Raw genomic sequence first — 22,438 nt, forward strand, 5'->3', positions numbered from 1 at the left:
TACGCCGGGCGGCTCAGAGGTCGGCGGCGATGCCGTCGGCGACCGCGCGGGCGGCGGTGAGCAGCTTGGCGCGGACCACCCGGGCGGAGGTCATCATCTCGCTGGCCGGCAGGGCGCAGGCCAGCACCACCCGCCGTTCCATGTCCTTGTCCGGGGTGACCAGGACGGCGGCGCACGCCACCCCCTGCCGGAACTGCCCCAGCTCCAACTGCATGCCCCGCCGGTCGCCGGCGGCCAGATCCGCCTCGAACGCCTCGGGGCTGGTGAGGGTGGCGGTGGTGAACGGCCGCATGCCGTAGTCGCGCAGGTAGCGCAGGCGCTGCTCGGTGGTGAGGGTGGCCAGCAGCGCCTTGCCCAGGGCGGTGGCGTGCGCGCCCTCGTCGAAGCCGGGGACCATGTCCTCCAGGTACGGCGAGCGGGCCCCCTCGGCGACGGCGGTGACCGCCACCTGGCCGCCGACGAAGCGACCCAGGTAGTGGCTCCACCCGGTGTCGACGGCGGCCCGCCGCAGCGACTCGCCGACCGCCGCCGGGCCCCGGAACGCGGTGACCAGTTCCCGGTACCGGTCGGCGATCTCCAGGCCGACGATGTAGGTGCCGTCCTCCCGCCGGATCACGTAACCCTCATAGGCCAGGGTGCGGACCAGGTGGTACGTGGTGGCGACGGTCAGCTCGCACCGCCGGGCGATCTGCTTGACCGTCAGGCCCTTCGGGGCACGACCGACCGACTCGAGCACGCGTAGCGCGCGGGACACACTTCGGATCAGATCCGAAGGTTCCGCCAGGGGGTCACGCACAACCACCTCCGCAGCCGGGGACTTACACCATATGAAAAACCCGGCCAAGACGGAACGCCCGTTCGGGTGGGGGATGCCAGATCAGGCGGTATACGGCGGGTTCCCGGGCGACACGCCGAGCGTTGTCAGGAACACGACTCGCGTAGGTTGGGCCCACGATGACCGACACCGCCCTCAGCCGTACGCCGGCCGTACGTCCCCTGCGGGCCGGCGGCGGGGCGGTCGCCACCACCATCGCCAGCGTCCTGCCGGTCTTCCTGGTCGGCGGGCTCGCCGTGCAGATGGGCGACGACCTGGGCTTCTCCCCCGCCGGGCTGGGCCTGGCCGTGTCGGTCTACTTCGGCGTCAGCGCGCTCGCCGCGGTGCCGTCGGGCCGGCTGGTGGAGCGGGTCGGCCCGGCCGTGGTGGCCCGCGCCGCCGTCGGACTCGCCGCCGGCTGCCTGCTCGCCATCGCCGGACTGGCCCGCTCCTACCCGGTGCTGGTCGGCCTGCTCGCGCTCAGCGCCGCCGCCAACGCCCTCGGTCAACTCGCCAGCAACGCCGCGCTGGCCCGGCACGTGCCCGCCCGGCGGCAGGGCCTGTCGTTCGGGGTGAAGCAGGCCGCCATCCCCGCGTCCACCCTGCTGGCCGGGGCAGCGGTGCCGGCGATCGCCCTCACCGCCGGCTGGCGCTGGGCCTTCGTGGCCGCCGCCGGGGCCGCGTTGGCCGCGCTGCCGGCCGTACCCCCGCAGCCGGCCGGACCGGTACGGGAGCGCGCGGCGGAACGCGGCGGTGGGGCCACCACGGCGCTGGTGGTGGTCGGCGTGGCAGCCACCCTCGCGGCGGGCGCAGCCAACGCGCTGGGCACCTTCGTGGTCGACTCGTCGGTGCACCGAGGGCTCGCCCCCGGCCCGGCCGGACTGGTGCTCACCCTCGGCGGCGCGGTCTGCGTGGCGGCCCGGATCGGCGTCGGCTGGCTCGCCGACCGACGGGACACCGGTCACGTCGCGCTGATCGCCGCGATGCTGGTGGTCGGGGCAGTCGGGTTGGGGCTGCTGGCGGTGGCCGGGGCGGTGCCGCTGACCGTCGGGGTGGTGCTCGGCTTCGGGTTGGGCTGGGCGTGGCCCGGCCTGCTGAACTTCGCGGTGGTCCGGCTGCACCCGCAGGCCCCGGCCGCCGCCACCTCGATCACCCAGACCGGGGTGTACGCCGGCGGCTGCCTCGGCCCGCTCGGGCTCGGTGCGCTCGCCGGGGCCGGCGGCTACCCGGTGATGTGGCTGACCGCCGGGGTCGCGATGCTCCTCGCCGCCGTCCTCATGCTCACCGGCAGCCGGCTGCTGCGCCGCTCCGCCACGCCATGAGCGGACCGGACCCGGGCGGCGCGGGGTTCAGCTGGTGCGGTCAGCGATGTAGTCGCAGAGCGATTCCAGCGCCTGCCGGGCCGGAATCCGGGGCAACGGCGTCAACTGGGCGCGGGCGTCCTCGGCATAGCTGCGGACGGTCTCCCGGGCCCGCTTGAGCGCCGGGGACTCCCGGAGCAGGCCGAGCGCCTCGGTGTGCAGCGCGTCGTCGACCAGCGGGCCGGTGGCCAGGATCTCCCGCAGCCGCACCGAGGCCGCGTCGGAGTCGTCGCCGGCCAGCGCGTAGAGCACCGGCAAGGTCGGCACCCCCTCCCGCAGGTCGGTGCCGGGTGTCTTGCCCGACTGCATCGACTCGGAGGCGATGTCGAGCAGGTCGTCGGAGAGCTGGAAGGCCACCCCGATGGTCTCGCCGTAGCCGGCGAGGGCCTCGGTGTGCTCCTCGGTCGCCCCGCCGAACATGCCGCCGAACCGGGCCGAGGTGGCGATCAGCGAGCCCGTCTTGTCGGCGATCACCCGCAGGTAGTGGTCGACGGGGTCCGCCGTGCGGGGGCCGACGGTCTCGGCGATCTGCCCGTGCACGAGCCGGGCGAAGGTGCGCGCCTGGAGCCGTACCGCCTCCGGACCGAGGTCGGCGGCGATGTCGGCGGCCCGCGCGAAGAGGTAGTCGCCGACCAGGATGGCCACCGAGTTGGTCCAGCGGGAGTTCGCGCTGGGCGCGCCCCGCCGCACGGCGGCCTCGTCCATCACGTCGTCGTGGTAGAGGGTGGCGAGGTGGGTGAGTTCCATCACCACGGCCGCCGGCACCACCTGCCGGCCCCCCGGGTCGCCGAACTGCGCGCCCAGCGCCACCAGCAACGGCCGGAACCGCTTGCCGCCCGCCTCGACGAGGTGCCGGGCCGCCTCGGTGACGAGCGGGTCGGCGCTGGACACGCTGGCCCGCAGCTCCACCTCGACGTCGTCCAGCAGGCCCAGCACGGACGCCTCGACCCGCGGATCGGCCAGGTGCACGCCGAGCGCGCCGATCTGACCCGTGCCCGCCCGGCCCCGACGACCACCGGAGCCGACGGCACCTGAACGCTCCCCCGTCGGAATCACCACGCCATCAACCATGCCACACCCGTTCGACCTGCTCCGGACGGGGGATACGGCCGTGGGGCCGGCACGCCTGAGCGCACCGGCCCCACGGCCGAACGGAACGGATCACCTGACGAATGCTGCGGCGTCCGTCGCCAGGTCGAGCAGGGGCGCCGGCAGCACGCCGAGGATCAGGGTGGCGGCCACCCCGATCATCAGCGCGGTGGCGGTCAACCCGCCCGGCACCGCGACGGTCGGGGTGCTCTCGCCCGGCTCGGAGAGCCACATCATCACCACGACCCGCAGGTACGGGAAGGCCAGCACCATGCTGGTCAGCACACCGGCCACCACCAGCCAGGCGTGCCCGCTCTCCAACGCCGGACCGAAGACCGCGAACTTGCTCATGAAGCCGCTGGTCAACGGGATACCGGCGAAGGCCAGCAGGATGAAGGTGAAGACCCCGGCGTAGAACGGCGAGCGGCGGCCCAGCCCGGCCCAGCGGGACAGGTGGGTGGCCTCCCCGTCGGCGTCCCGGACCAGGGTCACCACGGCGAACGCGGCGAGCACCGAGAAGCCGTACGCGGCCAGGTAGAACATCGTGCCGGAGACGCCCGCGCCGGTCGGGGCGAGCACCCCGACGAGCAGGTATCCGGCGTTGGCGATCGACGAGTACGCCAGCAGCCGCTTGATGTCCGTCTGGGTGACCGCCAGCACCGCGCCGATCAGCATGGTGAGCACCGCCACCACCCCGAGGACGGGGGTGAAGTCCCAGGCCGCCTGGTCGAACGCCACGTGGAAGACCCGCAGCAGGGCACCGAACGCGGCCACCTTCGTGCAGGCCGCCATGAAGCCGGTGACCGGGGTGGGTGCGCCCTGGTAGACGTCCGGGGTCCAGACGTGGAACGGGGCGGCGGCGGCCTTGAACAGCAGGCCGATGGCGATCAGCGCCATCCCGGCGAACAGCAGCACCTCGCTGGCCGGGGACTCGTTCACCGCGGCGTGCACGGTGGCGAAGTCGACGCCTGCCGAACGGCCCGGGATGCCGGCGGTGAAGCCGTAGACCAGGGCCACGCCGAACAGGAAGAACGCCGAGGCGTACGCGCCGAGCAGGAAGTACTTCATCGCCGCCTCCTGGCTCAGCAGCCGCCGGCGACGGGCCAGCGCGCAGAGCAGGTAGAGCGGCAGGGAGAAGACCTCCAGCGCGATGAACATGGTCAGCAGGTCGTTCGCCGCCACGAAGATCAGCATGCCGCCGATCGCGAAGCTGGTCAGCGGGTAGACCTCGGTCGCCCCGTTGCGACCCTCGGCCTGCTGCCGGTCGTCGGCCGACTCGGCGGTCACCGCCGCCTGGGCGACGAACGCGCCGCCGCGCTCCACCGACCGCTCACCGATCAGCAGCAGCGCCATCGCGGCGAGCACCAGGATGGTGCCCTGGAGGAAGAGGGTGGGACCGTCCACCGCCAGCGCCCCGCCCGCCGTGACCCGCCGGACGTCGGCGCTGAGCACCACCATCACCAGCGCGGCGAGCACCGCCAGCAGGGACAGCGAGAGCTGCACCAGGTGCCGGCGGCGGCGCGGCACGAACGCCTCCACCAGGACACCGAGCAGGGCGACCCCCAGCATGATCAGGATCGGGGCGATCGCCGCGTAGTCGATCGACGGCAACTTGAGTTCGGTCACTGCGGATGCCGCCTTTCGTTCGCGACTGCGGGGCTCACTGCGCAGCCTCCTGGACGCTGCCGACCTCAGGGGCGGGATCGGTCTTGCCGACGTCCTGCATGGTCGCCTGGACGGCGGGGTTGATCACATCGGTGACCGGCTTGGGGTAGAAGCCGAGCAGCACGATCAGGGCGATCAGCGGGGCGACCACTGCCTTCTCGCGCAGGGTGAGGTCGCGGTGCATCGCCTTGACCTCGGTCAACTCCGGGTTGAGCGTGCCCTGGGTGGTGCGCTGCACCATCCACAGCACGTACGCCGCCGCCAGGATGATGCCCAGGGTGGCGATCACCGCGACCGGCTTGTTCACCGTGAAGGTGCCGATCAACACCAGGAACTCGGAGACGAACGGCGCGGTGCCGGGCAGCGCCAGCGAGGCCAGACCGGCGAAGAAGAGCACCCCCGCCAGCAGCGGGACCAGCTTGCCGGCCCCACCGAAGTCGGAGATCAGCGACGAGCCCCGGCGGGCGATGAGCATCCCGACGACCAGGAACAGCAGGCCGGTGGCGAGCCCGTGGTTGAGCATGTAGAGCACCGCGCCGGTACCCGCCTGCGTGGTGAAGGCGAAGATGCCGACCCCGATGAACCCGAAGTGCGCGATCGAGGTGTACGACACCAGCCGCTTCAGGTCGGACTGGCCGACGGCCAGCAACGCGGCGTACAGGATGCCGATCAGCCCCAGCGCCAGCGCCCAGGGGGCGAACCACTTCGACGCCTCCGGGAACAGCGGCAGGCAGTACCGCAGGATGCCGAACGTGCCGACCTTGTCCAGCACGCCGACCAGCAGCGCGGCGGCACCCGCCGGGGCGGCCCGACCGGCGTCCGGCAGCCAGGTGTGGAACGGGAAGAACGGCGCCTTGATCGCGAAGGCGAGGAAGAAGCCGAGGAACAGCCAGCGCTCGGTGCCGGTGGAGATGTCCACCTGGGTCAGCGTCTGCCAGTCGAAGGTCTTGCCGCCGACCACCCACAGGCCGATCACGGCGGCGAGCATGAACAGCCCGCCGACCAGCGAGTAGAGGAAGAACTTCACCGCCGCGTACTGCCGCTGGTGGCCGCCGTAGCTGCCGATCAGGAAGTACATCGGCACCAGCATGACCTCGAAGAACACGTAGAACAGGAAGACGTCGGCGGCGGCGAAGACGCCGATCATCGTGGATTCGAGGACGAGCAGCAGGGCGAAGTAGGCGGGCACCGACCGCTTCGACGCGTCGGCGTCGTGCCAGGACGCCAGGATCACCAGCGGCACCAGCACCGCGATCAGCATCAGCATGACCAGCGCGATGCCGTCGACGGCGAAGGTGAAGTTGACGTCCCAGGTGGGGATCCACGGGTACGACTCGCGGAACTGGAGCCGGTCACCGTCGGCCTGGAAGGAAACCCACATCACCACCGACAGCGCCAGCACCAGCAGCGACCAGCCGAACGCCACCTGCTTGGCCAGGTCGGGCCGGCGACGCGGCAGGAAGGCCACGACCAGGGCGCCGACCAGCGGTGCCACGGTCAGCACCGAGAGGAACGGGAAGTTGGACATTATGCGGCCTTACCTCCGTCGTGGATGCGGGGCCCGCCGGCGGGGGCGGTCGCATTGAGGTCGATCACGCCAGCCACCCCGCCTGCACCGCCAGGAACGCCGCCACCACGAGCAGCGCGCCGGTCAGGATCGAGGTGGCGTACGACCGGACGAAGCCGGTCTGCCACCGCCGGAGCCGACCCGAACCGCCCCCGACCCCGGCGGCCAGGCCGTTGACCAGCCCGTCGACGCCCCGGTTGTCGAGGAAGACCAGCGCCCGGGTGAGGAAGATGCCCGGCTTCTCGAAGACCACCTCGTTGAAGGCGTCCGTGTAGAGGTTGCGCCGGGCGGCGGTGACCAGCACCCCGGCGGGCTGCGGCGCGGTGACCGTGCCGTTGCGGAACAGCGCCCAGGCCAGCCCGGCACCGAGCACCGTCACCACCAGCGACAGCGTGGTCAGCAGCCAGTGCGGCAGCACCGCCGCGTGCTCGGCGTGCTCGCCGCCCAGCCCGGCGGTGGCGGTCAGCCAGTCCGGTACGGAGGTGGCGAGCAGGAAACCGGCACCGACCGAGCCGATCGCCAGCAGGATCAGCGGGATGGTCATCAGCTTCGGCGACTCGTGCGGGTGCTCGATGTCCTCGGTCCACCGCTTCGGGCCGTGGAAGGTCAGCACGAACAACCGGGTCATGTAGAAGGCGGTCAACCCCGCGCCGAGCAGCGCCGCCCCGCCGAACAGCCAGGCCGTCCAGCCCTCCCGTTCGAACGCGGCCACGATGATCGGCTCCTTGGAGAAGAAGCCGGAGAACGGGAACATGCCGATGATGGCCAGCCAGCCCATCATGAAGGTGATCCAGGTGATCTTCATGTACTTCGACAGCCCGCCGAAGCGGCGGATGTCCACCTGGTCGTTCATGCCGTGCATCACCGAGCCGGCACCGAGGAACATGTTGGCCTTGAAGAAGCCGTGCGCCAGCAGGTGCACGATGGCCAGCGCGTACGCCGCGCCGCCGAGGCCGACGCCGAGGAACATGTAGCCGATCTGGCTGACGGTCGACCAGGCCAGCACCCGCTTGATGTCGTCCTTGGCCGCGCCGATGACACAGCCCATCAGCAGGGTCAACGCGCCGACGCTGACCACCACGAGCTGGAGGGTCTCGTTGGCCGAGAAGATCGGGTTGGACCGGGCGATCAGGTAGACGCCCGCGGTGACCATGGTGGCGGCGTGGATGAGCGCCGACACCGGGGTCGGGCCCTCCATCGCGTCCGGCAGCCACGCCTGGAGCGGGAACTGACCGGACTTGCCGGCCGCGCCGAGCAGCAGCAGCAGGCCCAGCACCAGCACCGTGCCGCTGGCCAGCCCGCCGACGGAGGAGAAGACCTCGTCGTACTGGGTGGTGCCGAGGGTGGCGAACAGGATGAAGATGCCGATCGCCAGGCCGGCGTCGCCGACCCGGTTCATCAGGAACGCCTTCTTACCGGCGGTGGCCGCGCTCGGCCGCCCGTACCAGAAGGAGATCAGCAGGTACGACGCCAGACCGACGCCCTCCCAGCCGAAGTAGAGCATCACGTAGTTGTTGCCGAGCACCAGCAGCAGCATCGCGGCGACGAAGAGGTTGAAGTACGCGAAGAACCGTCGCCGGCCCTCGTCGTGCGCCATGTACTCGACCGCGTAGAGGTGGATCAGGAAACCCACCCCGGTGATCAGCAGGACGAAGACCGCGGCCAGCGGGTCGAAGAGCAGACCGAAGTCCACCCGCAGGTCGCCGACCGTGATGAAGTCCCAGAGGCTCAGCTCGACGGACTTGTTCTCCAGCCCGCGGAGCTGGAAGAACGAGGTGAGCCCCAGCACGAACGCGGCGCCGATCGCGGCCACACCCAGCCAGTGCCCCCAGCGGTCGGCCCGCCGGCCGAGCAGCAGCAGGATCGCCGCGCTCGCCAACGGGATCGCCACCAGCAGCCAGACGCTGCTCAGCAGCCCGTCCGCCGCCGCGTAGGTGACGGCGCCGGCCGGCTCTGCCTGGGCGTACGTCAGAATCTCATCCACCGCAGGGCCCCTTTAGTACTTCAGCAGGTTGGCGTCGTCGACGCTCGCGGAGCGCCGGGTCCGGAAGATCGACATGATGATCGCGAGCCCGACCACGACCTCGGCCGCCGCCACCACCATCACGAAGAACGCCATGATCTGTCCGTTGAGGTCACCGTTGATCCGGCTGAAGGTGACCAGCGTCAGGTTGGCCGCGTTGAGCATCAGCTCGACGCACATGAACAGCACGATCGCGTTACGCCGCACCAGCACGCCGACCGCGCCGACGGTGAACAGCACCGCGGCCAGGATCAGGTAGTAGTCGGGGGTCACCGGACCGACCTTTCGTTCGCGACTGCGGGGCTCCGCTTCGCTGCACTCCTCGCGCTCACCGAAGCCACGCCGCCGTTCGCGACTGCGGGGCTCCGCTTCGCTGCACTCCTCGCGCTCACCGTTCCGTCCCCTTCAGGGTGGTTTCCTCGGCGGTCAGCTCCCGCTGCGGCAGGATCGCCGGGGTGCTGCGGTCGGTCAGCCGGCCGTCGGGCAGCCGGGCCGGGGTGGCCACCGAGGAGGAGGTGGCGAAGACGCCCGGACCGGGCTTCGGGCCCGGGTAGTTGCCGGGGCGGAACCGGGCCTTCATCGTGGCGACCTGGTCCATCTTGTCTTCCTTGCGCCGCTCGATGTGCGCCAGCACCATCGCCCCGATCGCCGCCGTGATCAGCAGCGCGGAGGTCAGCTCGAAGGCCAGGACGTACTTGGTGAACAGCAGCCGGGCGATGCCCTGCACGTTGCCCTCCGCGTTGGCCTGGTCCAGGCCGACGGCGGTGACCCCGTTCAGCGCCCGGTACAGGCCGGTGCCGACCAGCCCGGCGAAGCCGAGCCCGAGCACCACCGCGGCGACCCGCTGGCCGCGCAGCGTCTCGATCAACGAGTCGGAGGCGTCCCGGCCGACCAGCATCAGCACGAACAGGAACAGCATCATGATCGCGCCGGTGTAGACGATGATCTGCACCATGCCGATGAACGGCCCGGCCTGGAGCACGTAGAACACGCCCAGGCAGAGCATGGTGAGCACCAGGAACAGCGCCGAGTGCACGGCGTTGCGCGCCCAGACCATGCCGATCGCGCCGATCAGCGCCAACGGGGCGAGGATCCAGAAGGTGGCCTCCTCACCCCCGGACACCTGGCCCGCCGCGGCGAGCACCGTGGACGTGTTCATGCTCCGGCTCCCTTGCCCGCCGCCCGCTGGGCCGCCTGCTCGGCACCCGGGAAGGTCACCCCGGGGTGCTCCTCGACCTGGTAGCGGCCGGGCCCCATCGGCGACTGCTCGGCACCTGCCGACGTGCCCGGGTTGGTCAGCGCGCCGACGTAGTAGTCCTTCTCGCTGTCACCGAGCCGCATCGGGTGCGGCGGCTGCTCCATGCCTTCGAGCAGCGGAGCGAGCAACTGCTCCTTGGTGAAGATGAGGTCCTGCCGGTTGTCCCGGGCCAGCTCGTACTCGTTGCTCATGGTCAGCGAACGGGTCGGGCAGGCCTCGATGCAGAGCCCGCAGAAGATGCACCGGGCGTAGTTGATCTGGTAGACGCTGGCGTACCGCTCACCCGGCGAGAAACGCTGCTCGTCGGTGTTGTCGCCACCCTCGACGTAGATCGCGTCCGCCGGGCAGGCCCAGGCGCACAGCTCGCAGCCGATGCACTTCTCCAGGCCGTCCGGGTGCCGGTTGAGGATGTGCCGCCCGTGGTAGCGCGGCGCCGAGACCGGCGGCTTGAACGGGTAGTCGGTGGTGACGACCTTCCTGAACATGTGCGAGAAGGTGACCCCGAAGCCCTTGAACGTTCCGGTGATCGTGCCCACGTCACACCTCCCTGGAGTCCGAGCCGGTGGCGATGTTGGCCGGCTCCCGCTCGGCGACCACGCGCTTGGTACGCGGGCTCGGTGGTACCTGTAGATCCAGCGGGGGCAGCGGGAAGCTGCCGTACGGCCGGTTGTCGGCCTGTTCCTGCGGGGTCGGCTTCGGGGCCGGCTTGCGGCTCGGCCACAGCAGCGTCGCCAGCAGCAGCACGCCCGCGCCGATGGCGGTGGCGAGCAGCCGGTCCCGCGACTGCCAGTCCTCGATGGAGCGCAGCCCGGCCAGGACGAGGATCCAGACCAGGTTGATCGGCAGCAGCACCTTCCAGCCGAAGCGCATGAACTGGTCGTAGCGCAGCCGGGGCAGGGTGCCCCGGAGCCAGACGAAGACGAAGACCAGCATCAGCACCTTGCCGAAGAACCAGAGCATCGGCCACCAGCCGGTGTTGGCGTCGGCCCACAGGGTGATCGGCCAGGGGGCCCGCCAACCGCCGAGGAACAGCGTCGTGGTGACCGCGGACATGGTCACCATGGCGACGTACTCGGAGAGCATGAACAGCGCGAACTTCAGCGAGCTGTACTCGGTCATGAAGCCGGCGACCAGCTCCGACTCCGCCTCGGGCAGGTCGAACGGCGCCCGGTTGGTCTCACCGACGGTGGCGATGAAGAAGATGATGAAGCTGGGCAGCAGCAGGATCGCGTACCAGCCCGGCGCGGGGATCTCGACGCCGCCGATGGTGAGCCGGGTGGCGTCCCCCTGGGCGGCGACGATCCCGCTGGTGGACATGGTGCCGGCGGTCATGAACACCGCGACGATGCTCAGCCCCATCGCGACCTCGTACGAGATCATCTGGGCGCTGGAGCGCAGGCCGCCGAGCAGCGGGTACGTCGAGCCGGAGGCCCAGCCGCCGAGCACGATGCCGTAGACGGCCAGCGACGAGCAGGCCAGCAGCACCAGCACCGCCACCGGCACGTCGGTGACCTGCAACGGGGTCCGGTGGCCGAAGATGCTCACCATCGGGCCGAACGGGATCACCGACAGCGCGGTGACCGCACAGACCACCGAGATGACCGGGGCGAAGAAGTAGACCACCTTGTCGGCGGCCTTCGGGAGGATGTCCTCCTTGAAGGCCATCTTGAGGCCGTCGGCGAGGGTCTGCAGCAGGCCGAACGGGCCGACCTGGTTGGGGCCGGGCCGGACCTGCATGTAGCCGACGACCCGCCGCTCGAACCAGACGCCGAGCAGGGTGGCGAGCAGACCGAAGACGAAGGCAAAGACGATCTTGATAAGGACCAGCCACCACGGGTCCCTGCCGAAGTCCGCCAGTGTCGGGTCCTGCGCCAGGAGGGTGTTCACTGTGCACCTCCGGAGATCCGGACCACCGTGCCGGACGCCACACCGAGGCTGCGCCGTACGGTCGAACCGGGCGAGTTGGTCGGCAGCCAGACGACGCCGTCGGGCATCTCGGTGATGGCCGCCGGCAGGGTGACCGCACCCCGGTCGGTGCCCACCGTGACCGGGTCACCGTCGGCCACGCCGAGCGTCTCGGCGGTGCCCTTGCCCAGCCGGACCACCGGCGGACGGGCCGTGCCGGCGAGGTGCTCGTCACCGTCGGTGAGGCTGCCCAGGTCGATCAGCTGGTGCCAGGTCGCCAGCACCGCCTCGCCCGCACCCGGCTGGGGCACGGTCGCCGGGGCTACCGACGGGCTGACCGGCCGGTCCGCCCGGGTCGGCGGCAGCGCGCCCAACTCCCGGCGGATGCTCGACACGTCGCCGGTGCCGAGCCGGACGTCGAGCTGCGCGGCGAGCGCGTCCAGCACCCGGGCGTCGGTCATCGCGGCGGTGTGCAGCACCGCCTCGAAGGTGCGCAGCCGGCCCTCCCAGTCGAGGAAGCTGCCGGCCTTCTCGACCACCGGGGCCACCGGCAGCACCACGTCGGCCCGACGGGCCACCGCCGAGTTGCGCAGCTCCAGGCTGACCAGGAAGGGCACCGCGTCGAGCGCCTGCTCGGCCAGCCTCGGGTCGGCCAGGTCGGCCGGGTCCACACCGGCCACCACCAGGGCGCCGAGCTGACCGTTCGCGGCGGCGGCCAGGATCTGGTCGGTGTCCCGACCGGCCTGGCTGGGGATCACCCCGGCCGGGATGTCCCACGCCTCGCCCAGCTCGGCGCGGGCCGACGGCTCGGTCACCGGACGCCCGCCGGGCAGCAGGTTGGGCAGGCAGCCCGCGTCGACCGCACCCCGGTCACCCGCGCGCCGCGGCACCCAGGCCAGCTTCGCACCGGTACGCCGGGCGACGTCCGCGGCGGCAGAGAGGCCACCGGGTACGCCGGCCAGCCGCTCGCCGACGAACAGGATCGCGCCCTCGGCGCTCAGCGCCTCGGCCACCGTGTCGTGCTCGGCGAGCACGCTCGCCTCCTCGCCCGGCACCACCCGGGCCAGCTTGGCCCCGAGCTTCTCCAGGCCCCGGGTGGCGAACGGGGCGATCGCGTAGACCGTCAGCTTCTTCTTCAGGTACGCCTTGCGCAGCCGCAGGAAGAGGATCGGGCACTCCTCCTCCGGCTCCAGCCCGACCAGCACCACCGAGGACGCCTTCTCCACGTCGGCGTAGGTCACGTCGGTGACCCCGGCGACGGTGCTGGCCAGGAAGTCGGACTCCTCGCGGGAGACCGGCCGGGCCCGGAAGTCGATGTCGTTGGTGTTCAGGGCGACCCGGGCGAACTTCGCGTACGCGTAGGCGTCCTCGACGGTCAGCCGGCCGCCGGTCAGCACCGCCGTGCCGCGACCCTCGTCGCGGGCGGCCCGCAGCCCGTCGGCGGCCCGGGTCAGCGCCTCGCTCCAGGACGCCTCCCGCAGCTCACCGGACTTCTCGTCGCGGACCAGCGGGGAGGTGAGCCGGTCGAAGGCGCGGGTGTACTGGAAGCCCCACCGCCCCTTGTCGCAGTTCCACTCCTCGTTGACCTGCGGGTCGTCCCCGGCGAGGCGGCGCAGCACCTTGCCCCGCCGCCAGTCGGTGCGCTGCGCGCAGCCGGCCGAACAGTGCTCGCAGACGCTCGGGCTGGAGACCAGGTCGAACGGGCGGGCCCGGAACCGGTACTGCGCCCCGGTGAGCGCACCGACCGGGCAGATCTGCACGGTGTTGCCGGAGAAGTACGAGTTGAACGGGACGTCACCCTCGTCGCCCTCCGCGCCGTACGCGTCGTCCCGGTAGATGTTGATCTCCTCGGCGGACGACCGGCCCATCAGGTCGATGAACTTGTCGCCGGCGATCTCCTCGGAGAACCGGGTGCAGCGCTGGCAGAGCACGCAGCGCTCCCGGTCGAGCAGCACCTGGGTGCTGATCTCCATCGGCTTCTCGTACTCCCGCTTGTGCTCGTGGAAGCGCGAGTCGGTACGGCCGGTGGACATCGCCTGGTTCTGCAGCGGGCACTCACCACCCTTGTCACACATCGGGCAGTCCAGCGGGTGGTTGACCAGCAGCAGCTCCATCACCCCCTCCTGCGCCTTCTTGGCGACCGGGGAGGTGAGCTGGGTGCGGACCACCATGCCCTCGGCGACGGTCTGGGTGCAGGAGGCGACCGGCTTGCGCTGCCCCTCCACCTCGACCAGGCACTGCCGGCAGGCGCCGGCCGGGGCCAGCAGCGGGTGGTCGCAGAACCGGGGGATCTCGGTGCCCAACTGCTCGGCGACCCGGATCAGCAGCGCCCCCTTGGGGGCGGTGACCTCGACGCCGTCGATGGTGAGCGTTACGGTCTCGGCGGCCTTCGCCACGTCGGTCATCAGTGGGCTCCAACCAGCTGCTTGTCGGAGAGCTTCGGCGCGGTACGCCCCTCGATGTAGTCGAGGTAGTCCTGCTTGAAGTACTGCAACGACGAGGTCACCGAGCTGGTCGCGCCGTCACCCAGACCGCAGAACGAGCGGCCGAGGATGTTGTCGCAGGTGTCGAGCAGGGTGTCCAGGTCCTCGTGGGTGCCCTGGCCGGCGAGGATCCGCCGGTAGACCCGGACCATCCAGTAGTTGCCCTCGCGGCACGGGGTGCACTTGCCGCACGACTCGTGGTGGTAGAACTCCAGCCACCGGTAGGTCGCGTAGACCGGGCAGTCCTGGTCGGAGAAGATCTGGGTGGCCGTGGTGCCCAGGATCGAGCCGGCCGCCGCCACCCCCTCGAAGTCCAGCGGCACGTCCAGGTGCTCGGCGGTGAGCAGCGGGGTCGACGAGCCACCTGGCGTCCAGAACCGGAGCTGGTGACCGGGCTGCATCCCGCCGGCCAGCTCGATCAGCTCGCGCAGGGTGACGCCCAGGCCGCACTCGAACTGACCCGGGTTGGCGATCCGGCCGGACAGCGAGTAGATCATCGGCCCGGACGACTTCTCGGTGCCCATCGACTTCCACCAGTCCGCACCGCCCAGCACGATGTACGGCACGCTGGCGATGGTGCCGACGTTGTTGACCACCGTCGGGCTGGCGTACAGGCCGTGGGTGGCCGGGAACGGCGGGCGGAGCCGGGGCTGACCCCGGAACCCCTCCAGCGAGTCCAGCAGCGCCGTCTCCTCGCCGCAGATGTACGCCCCGGCACCGGAGTGCACCACGAGTTCCAGGTCGAACCCGGTGCCCAGGATGTTGCGCCCGAGGTAGCCCTTGGCCTGCGCCTCGGCCACCGCGTTACGCAGCCGGCGGGCGGCGTGCACCGCCTCGCCCCGGATGTAGATGTAGGCCCGGCTGGCCCGGATCGCGTACGAGGCGATGATGACCCCCTCGACCAGCGAGTGCGGGTCGTGGGTCATCAGCGGCAGGTCCTTGCAGGTGCCCGGCTCGCCCTCGTCGGCGTTGACCACCAGGTAGTGCGGCTTGCCGTCACCCTGCGGGATGAAGCCCCACTTGAGGCCGGTGGGGAAGCCCGCGCCACCCCGCCCACGCAGCCCGGAGTCCTTGATCAGCTGGATCAGGTCGTCCGGGTGGGCCTTGAGGGCCTTACGCAGCGCGGCGTAGCCGTCGAGATTCTCGTAGGCGCCGATCCGCCAGGCGTCCGGGGAGAGCCAGCGGCGGGTCAGCACCGGGGTCAGCTTGGCCAGGGTCTCCGGCCGGGGAGTGGTCACTTCTTGGCCCCCGTCTCGCTCGCGACGGCGGAGCCCGCGCCCGCAGCGCCCGTTTCCGCCTCGGCTTCCTTGAGGTTGCGCTCCTGCGCGCCGGCCTCGTCGCCGGCGGGCTTGCCGTCACCGGCGGGGGCGTTCGCGGCCACCCCGGCCGCCTGCGCCGCCTGCGCGTCGCGGGTGGCCGGTGGCGCGCCGTCGGTCGGGACCCGGGTGCCGGGGGCGTCCGGCACGGCGGTGGCCGCGTCGGGCTGCCGGGTCTCGGCGGTACGCACCTGCGGCGACTTGTCGTCCGGGGCCTTCACGTCCGGCGCGGTGCTGCCGGTGACCTGCTCCGGCTTCGCCGCCGGGGCGGCCGGCGCGGGAGCCTTGGCGGCCTCGGCCTTCGCCTTGGCCTCGGCGGCGGCCCGGTCGGCCTCGGCCTTGCTGCGGATCGGGGTCTTCGGGTCGTAGCCCGGTGCCGTGATGCCGTGCTGTTCGGCCAGGCGCAGGCCACGCAGGGTGGCCTCGCCCGGTCCGCCGTCGGCGACCGCGCCCTCACGCTCGTCGGCGAAGCCGGCGAGCTGCACCGCCATCTCCTTGAGGGTGCAGAGCCGGGCACCCCGGGTCGGCATCGGCCGGCCCCCGGCGCGCAACTCGTCCACCACACCGACCGCGCCCTGCGGGTCGACGCCGTCGAAGAAGTCGTAGTTGACGGTCATCACCGGGCCGTAGTCGCACGCCGCCAGGCACTCGGCGTGCTCCAGGGTGATCTTCCCGTCGGCGGTGGTCTCGTCGTGCCCGACGCCGAGGTGCTCGGCGAGCGTGTCGTAGACCTCCTGCCCGCCGAGCACGTTGCACATCGTGTTGGTGCAGACGCTGACCAGGTAGTCACCGGTGGGCCGGCGCTTGTACATGGTGTAGAAGGTGGCCACCGCGCCGACCTGGGCCTTGTTCAGCCCCAGCACCTCGGCGCAGAACGCCACCCCGGCCGGGGAGACGTAGCCCTCCTCGGCCTGCACCAGGTGCAGCAGCGGCAGCAACGCCGAGCGGGACCGGTCGGCCGGGTACCGGGCGATGATCTCCCGCGCCCGGACCCGGGTCTCTTCAGTAAACGTCGTCATCGGTCACAACCACCCATCACGGGGTCCAGCGAGGCGCCACCGGCGATCACGTCGGCGATCAGGCCGCCCTCGGCCATCGCCGGGAGGGCCTGGAGGTTGACGAAGCTCGGCTCCCGGTAGTGCACCCGGTACGGCCGGGTGCCACCGTCGGAGACCGCGTGCACGCCCAGCTCGCCCCGGGGCGACTCGATGCCGACGTACACCTGGCCCGGCGGGACCCGGAAGCCCTCGGTGACCAGCTTGAAGTGGTGGATCAGCGACTCCATCGACTGACCCATGATCTTGGCGACGTGCTCCAGCGAGTTGCCCATGCCGTCCACGCCGATGGCGAGCTGCGCCGGCCAGGCGATCTTGCGGTCGGCCACCATCACCGGCCCCGGCCGCAGCCGGTCCAACGCCTGCTCGACCAGCTTGAGCGACTCCCGGATCTCGGCGAGCCGGACCAGGTAGCGGCCCCAGACGTCACCGTCCGGGTGGGTCGGCACATCGAACTCGTACGTCTCGTAGCCGCAGTACGGCATGGTCTTGCGCAGGTCCCAGGCCAGGCCGGCGGAGCGCAGCACCGGGCCGGTGACGCCGAGCGCGACACAGGCGGTCACGTCGAGCACCGCGACGCCCTGGGTTCGCTCGGTCCAGATCGGCTGCCCGGAGAGGAGGTCCTCGTACTCCTTGAGCTTCTTCGGCATCATCGCGAGGAACTCGCGGATCTTGACGATCGCGGCGTCCGGGACGTCCTGCGCCACCCCGCCCGGACGGACGTACGCGTGGTTCATCCGCAGGCCGGTGATGGTCTCGAAGATGTCGAGGATGTACTCCCGCTCACGGAAGCCGTACAGCATGATCGAGATCGCGCCCAGCTCCATGCCGGTGGTGGCCAGCCAGACCAGGTGCGAGGAGATCCGGTTCAGCTCCATCATCAGCACGCGGATCGTGGTGGCCCGCTCGGTGATGTCGTCGGTGATGCCGAGCAGCTTCTCCACCGCGAGGCTGTACGCCGTCTCGTTGAAGATCGGGGCGAGGTAGTCCATCCGGGTCACGAACGTCGAACCCTGTACCCAGTTGCGGTACTCCAGGTTCTTCTCGATGCCGGTGTGCAGGTAGCCGACGACCGAGCGGGCCTCGCGGACCGTCTCGCCCTCCAGCTCCAGGATCAGCCGGAGCACGCCGTGCGTCGACGGGTGCTGCGGACCCATGTTCACGACGATCCGCTCGTCGTTGATCGGGTCGGTGCCGGAGACGACCTGGTCCCAGTCCCCACCGGTGACGGTGAAGACCCGGCCCTCGGTGGTCTCCCGCTCGGTCGCGTAGTTGGACGTGGTCACTGCGCCAGCCTTCCGTTCGCGACTGCGGGGCTCCGCTTCGCTGCACTCCTCGCGCTCACTGGTACGACCTCCTGCGGTCCGGCGGCGGGATCTCGGCACCCTTGTACTCGACGGGGACGCCGCCGAGCGGGTAGTCCTTGCGCTGCGGGTGGCCCTCCCAGTCGTCGGGCATCAGGACCCGGGTCAGGTTGGGGTGGCCGTCGAAGATGACCCCGAACATGTCGTACGCCTCGCGCTCCTGCCAGTCGGCCGTCGGGTAGACGGCGGTGACGCTGGGCAGGTGCGGGTGCTCGGCGGAGACTGCCGCCTCCAGCCGGACCCGACGCCGGTAGGTCATCGAGGTGAGCTGGTAGACCACGTGCAGCCGGCGCTCGTCGGCACCGAGGTAGTCCACTCCGGACACCGAGGAGCACAGCTCGAAGCGCAGCGCGAGGTCGTCCCGCATCACCTGGCACACCTCGGCGATCCGCTCCGGGCGGACGTGCAGGGTCAGCTCGCCCCGGTCGACGACGACCTTCTCGATCGCGTCGCCGAACTGCGGGTACGCCTCCTCCAGCGCGTCGCGCACCTCGTCGAAGTAGCCCCCGTACGGCCGGGGGGCCTCCTCGATCGGGGTGCGGTGGCGGACCAGGCCGCCGTAGCCGGACACGTCGCCGGTGCCCTGCATGCCGAACATGCCACGCCCGGCGGGGCTGGACGGCGGCAGCTCGGCGGGAGCACCGCTGGTCGCACCGGCCGGGGTGACGGGTACCGGCACCCCGCCGTCGTTCTTCCTGTCGTTCGGCGCGGTCACCGTGCCTGCCCTCCGTTCGCGACTGCGTCGTCCCCTGCCCGCGACTGCGGGGCTCGCTCCTCGCGCTCCTCGCGCGGGCGGATGGGGCTCCGCTTCGCTGCACTCCTCGCGCTCACTTGGGGCCCCTCTGCGACTGGAGGTGGTTCTGGGCGTTCATCCAGTTCTCGATCCGCAACTGCTCCTCGCGCCCCTCGCGGACAGCCTTCGTCCACTCGGCACGGCGGGCCTTGTCGTTGCGGTACGACGACGGCATCGAGCCGTACGGCACCACGGGCACGTCGCCGCGTTCCAGGCGGGCCGCCTGCATCTTGCGGCCGTTCGGGCCCAGCGGCTCGTACATGATCTTCTCGCGGAGCTTGAGGATCGCGTCGATGAGCATCTCGGGGCGGGGCGGGCAGCCCGGCAGGTACATGTCGACCGGGACGACGTGGTCGACGCCCTGGACGATCGCGTAGTTGTTGAACATGCCGCCGCTGCTGGCGCAGACGCCCATGGAGAGCACCCAGCGGGGCTCGGCCATCTGGTCGTAGATCTGGCGCAGGACCGGGGCCATCTTCTGGCTCACCCGGCCGGCCACGATCATCAGGTCGGCCTGGCGCGGCGAGGCGCGGAAGACCTCCATGCCCCAGCGGCCCATGTCGTAGTGCGGGCCCCCGGCCGCCATCATCTCGATGGCGCAGCAGGCCAGGCCGAAGGTGGCGCCCCAGACGGACGACTTCCGCGACCAGTTGACCAGCTTCTCCACGGAGGTGAGCAGGACGCCGGCGGGGAGTTTCTCCTCGATGCCCATCTGACGTTCCTCCCTCAGTCCCAGTCCAGCCCGCCGCGCCGCCACACGTAGGCGTACGCGACGAAGACCGCGACGATGAACAGGACCATCTCCACGAAGCCGAAGATCGGCAGGGCGTCGAAGGAGACCGCCCAGGGGTAGAGGAAGATGATCTCGATGTCGAAGACGATGAAGAGCATCGCCGTCAGGTAGAACTTGATCGGGAACCGCCCCCCGCCCACCGGCTGCGGGCTGGGCTCGATCCCACACTCGTACGCCTCGAGCTTGGCCTTGTTGTAGCGCCGGGGACCGGCGAAGCGGGCGGCGGCCACGGAGAACAGCGAGAACGCCGCGGCGAGGGCGAACAGCCCGATGATCGGTGCGTAAGGCGAGAGCGACATCTTTTCTCCTGCTCGTCCTTCCCCTGCCCCAGGTGCTTGACAAAATTCACACTATTCACATCCACCGTGACGTCCGTCAGCGGGGGTCGATCTCTTGTCCCGCCCGCGACCGCCGTTGGCCTCGGGCGGGTCGGTCTAGACGGCCGGGGCCGCCTTCGTCATCGCGTTGATGACCCGGTCCATCGCGTCCCCGCCGCGCGGGTCGGTCAGGTTGGCCAGCAGCTTGAGCACGAAGCGCATCAGCATCGGGTGCGGCATGCCGTGCTTGGTCGCCATCCGCATCACCTCGGGCCGGCCGATCAGCTTGACGAAGATCCCGCCGAGCCGGTAGTAGCCACCGAACCGGGCCTTCAGCTCCTGCGGGTACGCGGTCAGCGCCCGCTCCCGCTCCGGGCCGGCCGGCCGGGCCAGTGCCTGCACGATGACCTCGGCGGCCAGCTCGCCGGACTCCATGGCGTACGCGATGCCCTCGCCGTTGAACGGGTTGACCATGCCGCCGGAGTCGCCGACCAGCAGGACCCCCCGGGTGTAGTGCGGCACCCGGTTGAAGCCCATCGGCAGCGCCGCGCCGAGGATCGGGCCGTCGGCGTTCGCCTCGTCGGTCATCCCCCAGTCCGCCGGGGTGTTGGCCAGCCAGTCGGTGAGCAGCCGCCGGTAGTTCGTCTTGCCGAACGCGGAGGAGGAGTTGAGCACGCCGAGGCCGACGTTGACCCGGCCGTCACCGAGGCCGAAGATCCAGCCGTAGCCGGGCAGCAGCGCGTCGCTGTCCTTGCTGCGCAGCTCCAGCCAGGACTCCAGGTAGTCGTCGTCGTGCTTGGCCGGCGAGTGGTAGTAACGCCGCACGGCGACGCCGATCGGCCGGTCCTCCCGCTTGGCCAGGCCGAGGGCGAGCGGGAACCGGCCGGAGACGCCGTCCGCGGCGACCACCAGCGGGGCGTGGAAGGTGGCCGGCTCCCGGTCGGGGCCGACCTCGGCGGTCACCCCGACCACCCGGTCGTCGCCGTCGAGCACCGGGCCGATGACGTTGACGTTGGTCCGCAGCTCGGCACCGGCGGAGACCGCCCGCTGGGCGAGCAGGTCGTCGAAGTCCAGCCGGGTGCGGACCAGGCCGTAGTTGGGGAAGCTGGCCAGGTCGGGCCAGTCCAGTTCGAGGCGTACCCCGCCGCCGATCACCCGCAGGCCCTTGTTGTGCAGCCAGCCGGCCTCGGGCGAGGTGTCCACGCCCATCCGGATGAGCTGCCGGGTCGCCCGGGGGGTGAGCCCGTCCCCGCACACCTTCTCGCGGGGGAACTCGGTCTTCTCCAGCAGCAGCACGCGTACGCCGTGCCGCGCCAGGTGGTACGCCGTCGCCGATCCGCCGGGACCGGCGCCCACCACGATCACGTCGGCGTCGTTCTCCACCGAAGTCATCTGCGCCTCCTCCCGCACGCTCGTGAAATGCTTCACAAGCCCGATCGGGTTGGAGTCTATGACCGTGGTTACTCCGCTGCCGGGTGAGGGGTACCTAACTTCCTGGAAACATGCCGGTCGGGGTGGGTTCGTCCCTCAGTGCCGGGCGACGTCGAGCCCGTCCTCGGGCCGGATCGCCGCCGGCAGGTGGTCACGCAGCGCTCCGCCGGCCGCCCGGTCGAGGGCACCCAGCACCTCGGCCACCACCTGACGGACCTCGGTCGGGTCCGCGCCGGCCAACTCTCTGAGCTGGGCGACCAGCTCGGCGGCATCGTCGTCGCCGAGGGCCGTCGGGTCGGTGGGCACTACTCCGGTCATGCCGGGGAGCTTACGCGCCGAAAAGCGATAAATATGGACATCAGGGAAAGATGTCGTTCACCCTCGGTCAGGTTCGGACGGCCCGGTGCAGGGCCACCACCCCGCCGGTCAGGTTGCGCCACGCCACCCGGCCCCAACCGGTCGCACCGACCCGCGCCGCCAGGGCCGCCTGGTCCGGCCAGGCCCGGATCGACTCGGCCAGGTAGACGTACGCGTCGGGGTTGCTGGACACCGTCCGCGCCACCGTCGGCAACGACCGCATCAGGTACGACAGGTAGACCGTCCGGAAGGCCGGGTTCACCGGCGTGCTGAACTCGCAGACCACCAGCCGCCCGCCCGGCCGGGTCACCCGGGCCAGCTCCCGCAGGGCCGCGTCGGGGTCGTTGACGTTACGCAGGGCGAAGGAGATCGTCACCGCGTCGAACGAGGCGTCGGCGAAGGGCAGCCGCAGCGCGTCCCCGGCCAGCAGCGGCACCTCCGGACGGACCCGCCGGCCGGCCTGCAGCATGCCCTGCGACAGGTCCGCGCCCACCGCGTACGCCCCGGAGCGGGCCAGCTCCTGCGTCGACACGCCGGTGCCGGCACCCACGTCCAGCACCCGCTCGCCGGGGAGCAGCCCGAGCGCCGCCCGGGTGGCCCGTCGCCACGACCGGTCCTGCCCGAAGGACAGGACCGTGTTGGTCAGGTCGTAACGGGCGGCCACCCCGTCGAACATCGCGGCGACCTCGGGTGGCGACTTGTCCAGGCCGGCGCGCTGGCCCTGCGGGGTGCGACTCACCCCTCCACTCTGCCAGCCTGACCCCACCCACCCACCGCTGGGTCCGACCCGACCCGGGTCGGCCGGCGGCCTGCCGGCGCGGGGGTGGGACGGACGCACGGCGGGCGG

The 22,438-nt window shown here is 71.3% G+C and carries 20 protein-coding genes; 1 reads left to right on the forward strand and 19 read right to left on the reverse strand.

Annotation, left to right across the window (positions count from 1 at the left end; all coding sequences use genetic code 11):
- Positions 1-13: 13 nt before the first annotated feature.
- On the reverse strand, positions 14-796 hold the full coding sequence (locus tag ACN265_RS29255) for an IclR family transcriptional regulator (RefSeq protein ID WP_088646144.1): 783 nt from the start codon (positions 794-796) through the stop codon (positions 14-16).
- 158 nt (positions 797-954) lie between these two features.
- On the opposite strand from ACN265_RS29255, the gene ACN265_RS29260 reads away from it, so the two are divergent.
- Entirely contained in the window at positions 955-2,136 is a 1,182-nt protein-coding gene (locus tag ACN265_RS29260; RefSeq protein ID WP_204925779.1) for an MFS transporter, read from the forward strand.
- Between the two features lie 27 nt (positions 2,137-2,163).
- Here ACN265_RS29260 and ACN265_RS29265 read toward each other — a convergent pair whose 3' ends face one another.
- From ACN265_RS29265 to ACN265_RS29350, 18 genes are all read right to left on the reverse strand, one after another.
- Positions 2,164-3,246 (reverse strand): polyprenyl synthetase family protein, encoded by a 1,083-nt coding sequence (locus ACN265_RS29265; RefSeq protein WP_204925778.1) that lies wholly within the window; start codon positions 3,244-3,246, stop codon positions 2,164-2,166.
- A 90-nt stretch (positions 3,247-3,336) separates the two neighbouring features.
- Entirely contained in the window at positions 3,337-4,890 is a 1,554-nt protein-coding gene (nuoN, locus tag ACN265_RS29270; protein ID WP_204925777.1) for an NADH-quinone oxidoreductase subunit NuoN, read from the reverse strand.
- 34 nt (positions 4,891-4,924) lie between these two features.
- A complete protein-coding gene (locus ACN265_RS29275) occupies positions 4,925-6,457 on the reverse strand; it encodes an NADH-quinone oxidoreductase subunit M (RefSeq protein WP_204925776.1) in 1,533 nt (510 codons plus the stop codon).
- Between the two features lie 64 nt (positions 6,458-6,521).
- Positions 6,522-8,480, reverse strand: coding sequence for an NADH-quinone oxidoreductase subunit L (gene nuoL / locus ACN265_RS29280; RefSeq protein ID WP_421410712.1), 1,959 nt, complete (start codon positions 8,478-8,480; stop codon positions 6,522-6,524).
- Positions 8,481-8,492: 12 nt separating this feature from the next.
- Positions 8,493-8,792, reverse strand: a complete 300-nt coding sequence (gene nuoK, locus ACN265_RS29285) for an NADH-quinone oxidoreductase subunit NuoK (RefSeq protein ID WP_067300503.1) — start codon at positions 8,790-8,792, stop codon at positions 8,493-8,495.
- Between the two features lie 115 nt (positions 8,793-8,907).
- Positions 8,908-9,678: an NADH-quinone oxidoreductase subunit J gene (locus tag ACN265_RS29290; protein WP_421410713.1), complete on the reverse strand. Its 771-nt coding sequence runs from the start codon at positions 9,676-9,678 to the stop codon at positions 8,908-8,910.
- Positions 9,675-10,313, reverse strand: a complete 639-nt coding sequence (nuoI, locus tag ACN265_RS29295) for an NADH-quinone oxidoreductase subunit NuoI (RefSeq protein ID WP_204925774.1) — start codon at positions 10,311-10,313, stop codon at positions 9,675-9,677. Before nuoI ends, ACN265_RS29290 begins: the two co-directional genes overlap by 4 nt.
- 1 nt (position 10,314) lies before the next feature.
- A complete protein-coding gene (gene nuoH, locus ACN265_RS29300; RefSeq protein WP_204925773.1) occupies positions 10,315-11,664 on the reverse strand; it encodes an NADH-quinone oxidoreductase subunit NuoH in 1,350 nt (449 codons plus the stop codon).
- Positions 11,661-14,087: an NADH-quinone oxidoreductase subunit G gene (locus ACN265_RS29305; protein WP_421410714.1), complete on the reverse strand. Its 2,427-nt coding sequence runs from the start codon at positions 14,085-14,087 to the stop codon at positions 11,661-11,663. The genes nuoH and ACN265_RS29305 overlap by 4 nt, the downstream gene beginning before the upstream one ends.
- Positions 14,087-15,403, reverse strand: a complete 1,317-nt coding sequence (gene nuoF, locus ACN265_RS29310) for an NADH-quinone oxidoreductase subunit NuoF (protein WP_363650146.1) — start codon at positions 15,401-15,403, stop codon at positions 14,087-14,089. The genes ACN265_RS29305 and nuoF overlap by 1 nt, the downstream gene beginning before the upstream one ends.
- On the reverse strand, positions 15,400-16,500 hold the full coding sequence (gene nuoE / locus ACN265_RS29315) for an NADH-quinone oxidoreductase subunit NuoE (protein ID WP_204925770.1): 1,101 nt from the start codon (positions 16,498-16,500) through the stop codon (positions 15,400-15,402). The genes nuoF and nuoE overlap by 4 nt, the downstream gene beginning before the upstream one ends.
- Positions 16,497-17,822, reverse strand: a complete 1,326-nt coding sequence (locus ACN265_RS29320) for an NADH-quinone oxidoreductase subunit D (protein WP_204925769.1) — start codon at positions 17,820-17,822, stop codon at positions 16,497-16,499. The genes nuoE and ACN265_RS29320 overlap by 4 nt, the downstream gene beginning before the upstream one ends.
- A 55-nt stretch (positions 17,823-17,877) precedes the next feature.
- On the reverse strand, positions 17,878-18,615 hold the full coding sequence (locus ACN265_RS29325) for an NADH-quinone oxidoreductase subunit C (protein WP_363650140.1): 738 nt from the start codon (positions 18,613-18,615) through the stop codon (positions 17,878-17,880).
- A gap of 112 nt (positions 18,616-18,727) precedes the next feature.
- A complete protein-coding gene (locus tag ACN265_RS29330; protein WP_088646158.1) occupies positions 18,728-19,405 on the reverse strand; it encodes a NuoB/complex I 20 kDa subunit family protein in 678 nt (225 codons plus the stop codon).
- A gap of 14 nt (positions 19,406-19,419) precedes the next feature.
- On the reverse strand, positions 19,420-19,785 hold the full coding sequence (locus tag ACN265_RS29335; protein ID WP_067300536.1) for an NADH-quinone oxidoreductase subunit A: 366 nt from the start codon (positions 19,783-19,785) through the stop codon (positions 19,420-19,422).
- Between the two features lie 135 nt (positions 19,786-19,920).
- On the reverse strand, positions 19,921-21,195 hold the full coding sequence (locus tag ACN265_RS29340; RefSeq protein ID WP_421410715.1) for a geranylgeranyl reductase family protein: 1,275 nt from the start codon (positions 21,193-21,195) through the stop codon (positions 19,921-19,923).
- Between the two features lie 135 nt (positions 21,196-21,330).
- Positions 21,331-21,552, reverse strand: coding sequence for a hypothetical protein (locus tag ACN265_RS29345; RefSeq protein ID WP_204925766.1), 222 nt, complete (start codon positions 21,550-21,552; stop codon positions 21,331-21,333).
- Between the two features lie 67 nt (positions 21,553-21,619).
- Positions 21,620-22,330, reverse strand: a complete 711-nt coding sequence (locus ACN265_RS29350) for a demethylmenaquinone methyltransferase (protein WP_421410716.1) — start codon at positions 22,328-22,330, stop codon at positions 21,620-21,622.
- Between the last annotated feature and the right edge of the window lie 108 nt (positions 22,331-22,438).

Origin of the sequence: Micromonospora sp. WMMD730, from assembly GCF_049178955.1 — a bacterium.
Classification (GTDB): domain Bacteria; phylum Actinomycetota; class Actinomycetes; order Mycobacteriales; family Micromonosporaceae; genus Micromonospora; species Micromonospora wenchangensis.

What these genes read in the sequence shown, in the direction of transcription:
- ACN265_RS29260 (WP_204925779.1), top strand. Translation starts at nt 955, where the DNA reads ATGACCGACACCGCCCTCAGCCGTACGCCGGCCGTACGTCCCCTGCGG.
- ACN265_RS29265 (WP_204925778.1), bottom strand. Translation starts at nt 3,246, where the DNA reads ATGGTTGATGGCGTGGTGATTCCGACGGGGGAGCGTTCAGGTGCCGTC.
- ACN265_RS29275 (WP_204925776.1), bottom strand. Translation starts at nt 6,457, where the DNA reads ATGTCCAACTTCCCGTTCCTCTCGGTGCTGACCGTGGCACCGCTGGTC.
- ACN265_RS29290 (WP_421410713.1), bottom strand. Translation starts at nt 9,678, where the DNA reads ATGAACACGTCCACGGTGCTCGCCGCGGCGGGCCAGGTGTCCGGGGGT.
- ACN265_RS29305 (WP_421410714.1), bottom strand. Translation starts at nt 14,087, where the DNA reads ATGACCGACGTGGCGAAGGCCGCCGAGACCGTAACGCTCACCATCGAC.
- nuoE (WP_204925770.1), bottom strand. Translation starts at nt 16,500, where the DNA reads ATGACGACGTTTACTGAAGAGACCCGGGTCCGGGCGCGGGAGATCATC.
- ACN265_RS29330 (WP_088646158.1), bottom strand. Translation starts at nt 19,405, where the DNA reads ATGGGCATCGAGGAGAAACTCCCCGCCGGCGTCCTGCTCACCTCCGTG.
- ACN265_RS29335 (WP_067300536.1), bottom strand. Translation starts at nt 19,785, where the DNA reads ATGTCGCTCTCGCCTTACGCACCGATCATCGGGCTGTTCGCCCTCGCC.
- ACN265_RS29340 (WP_421410715.1), bottom strand. Translation starts at nt 21,195, where the DNA reads ATGACTTCGGTGGAGAACGACGCCGACGTGATCGTGGTGGGCGCCGGT.
- ACN265_RS29345 (WP_204925766.1), bottom strand. Translation starts at nt 21,552, where the DNA reads ATGACCGGAGTAGTGCCCACCGACCCGACGGCCCTCGGCGACGACGAT.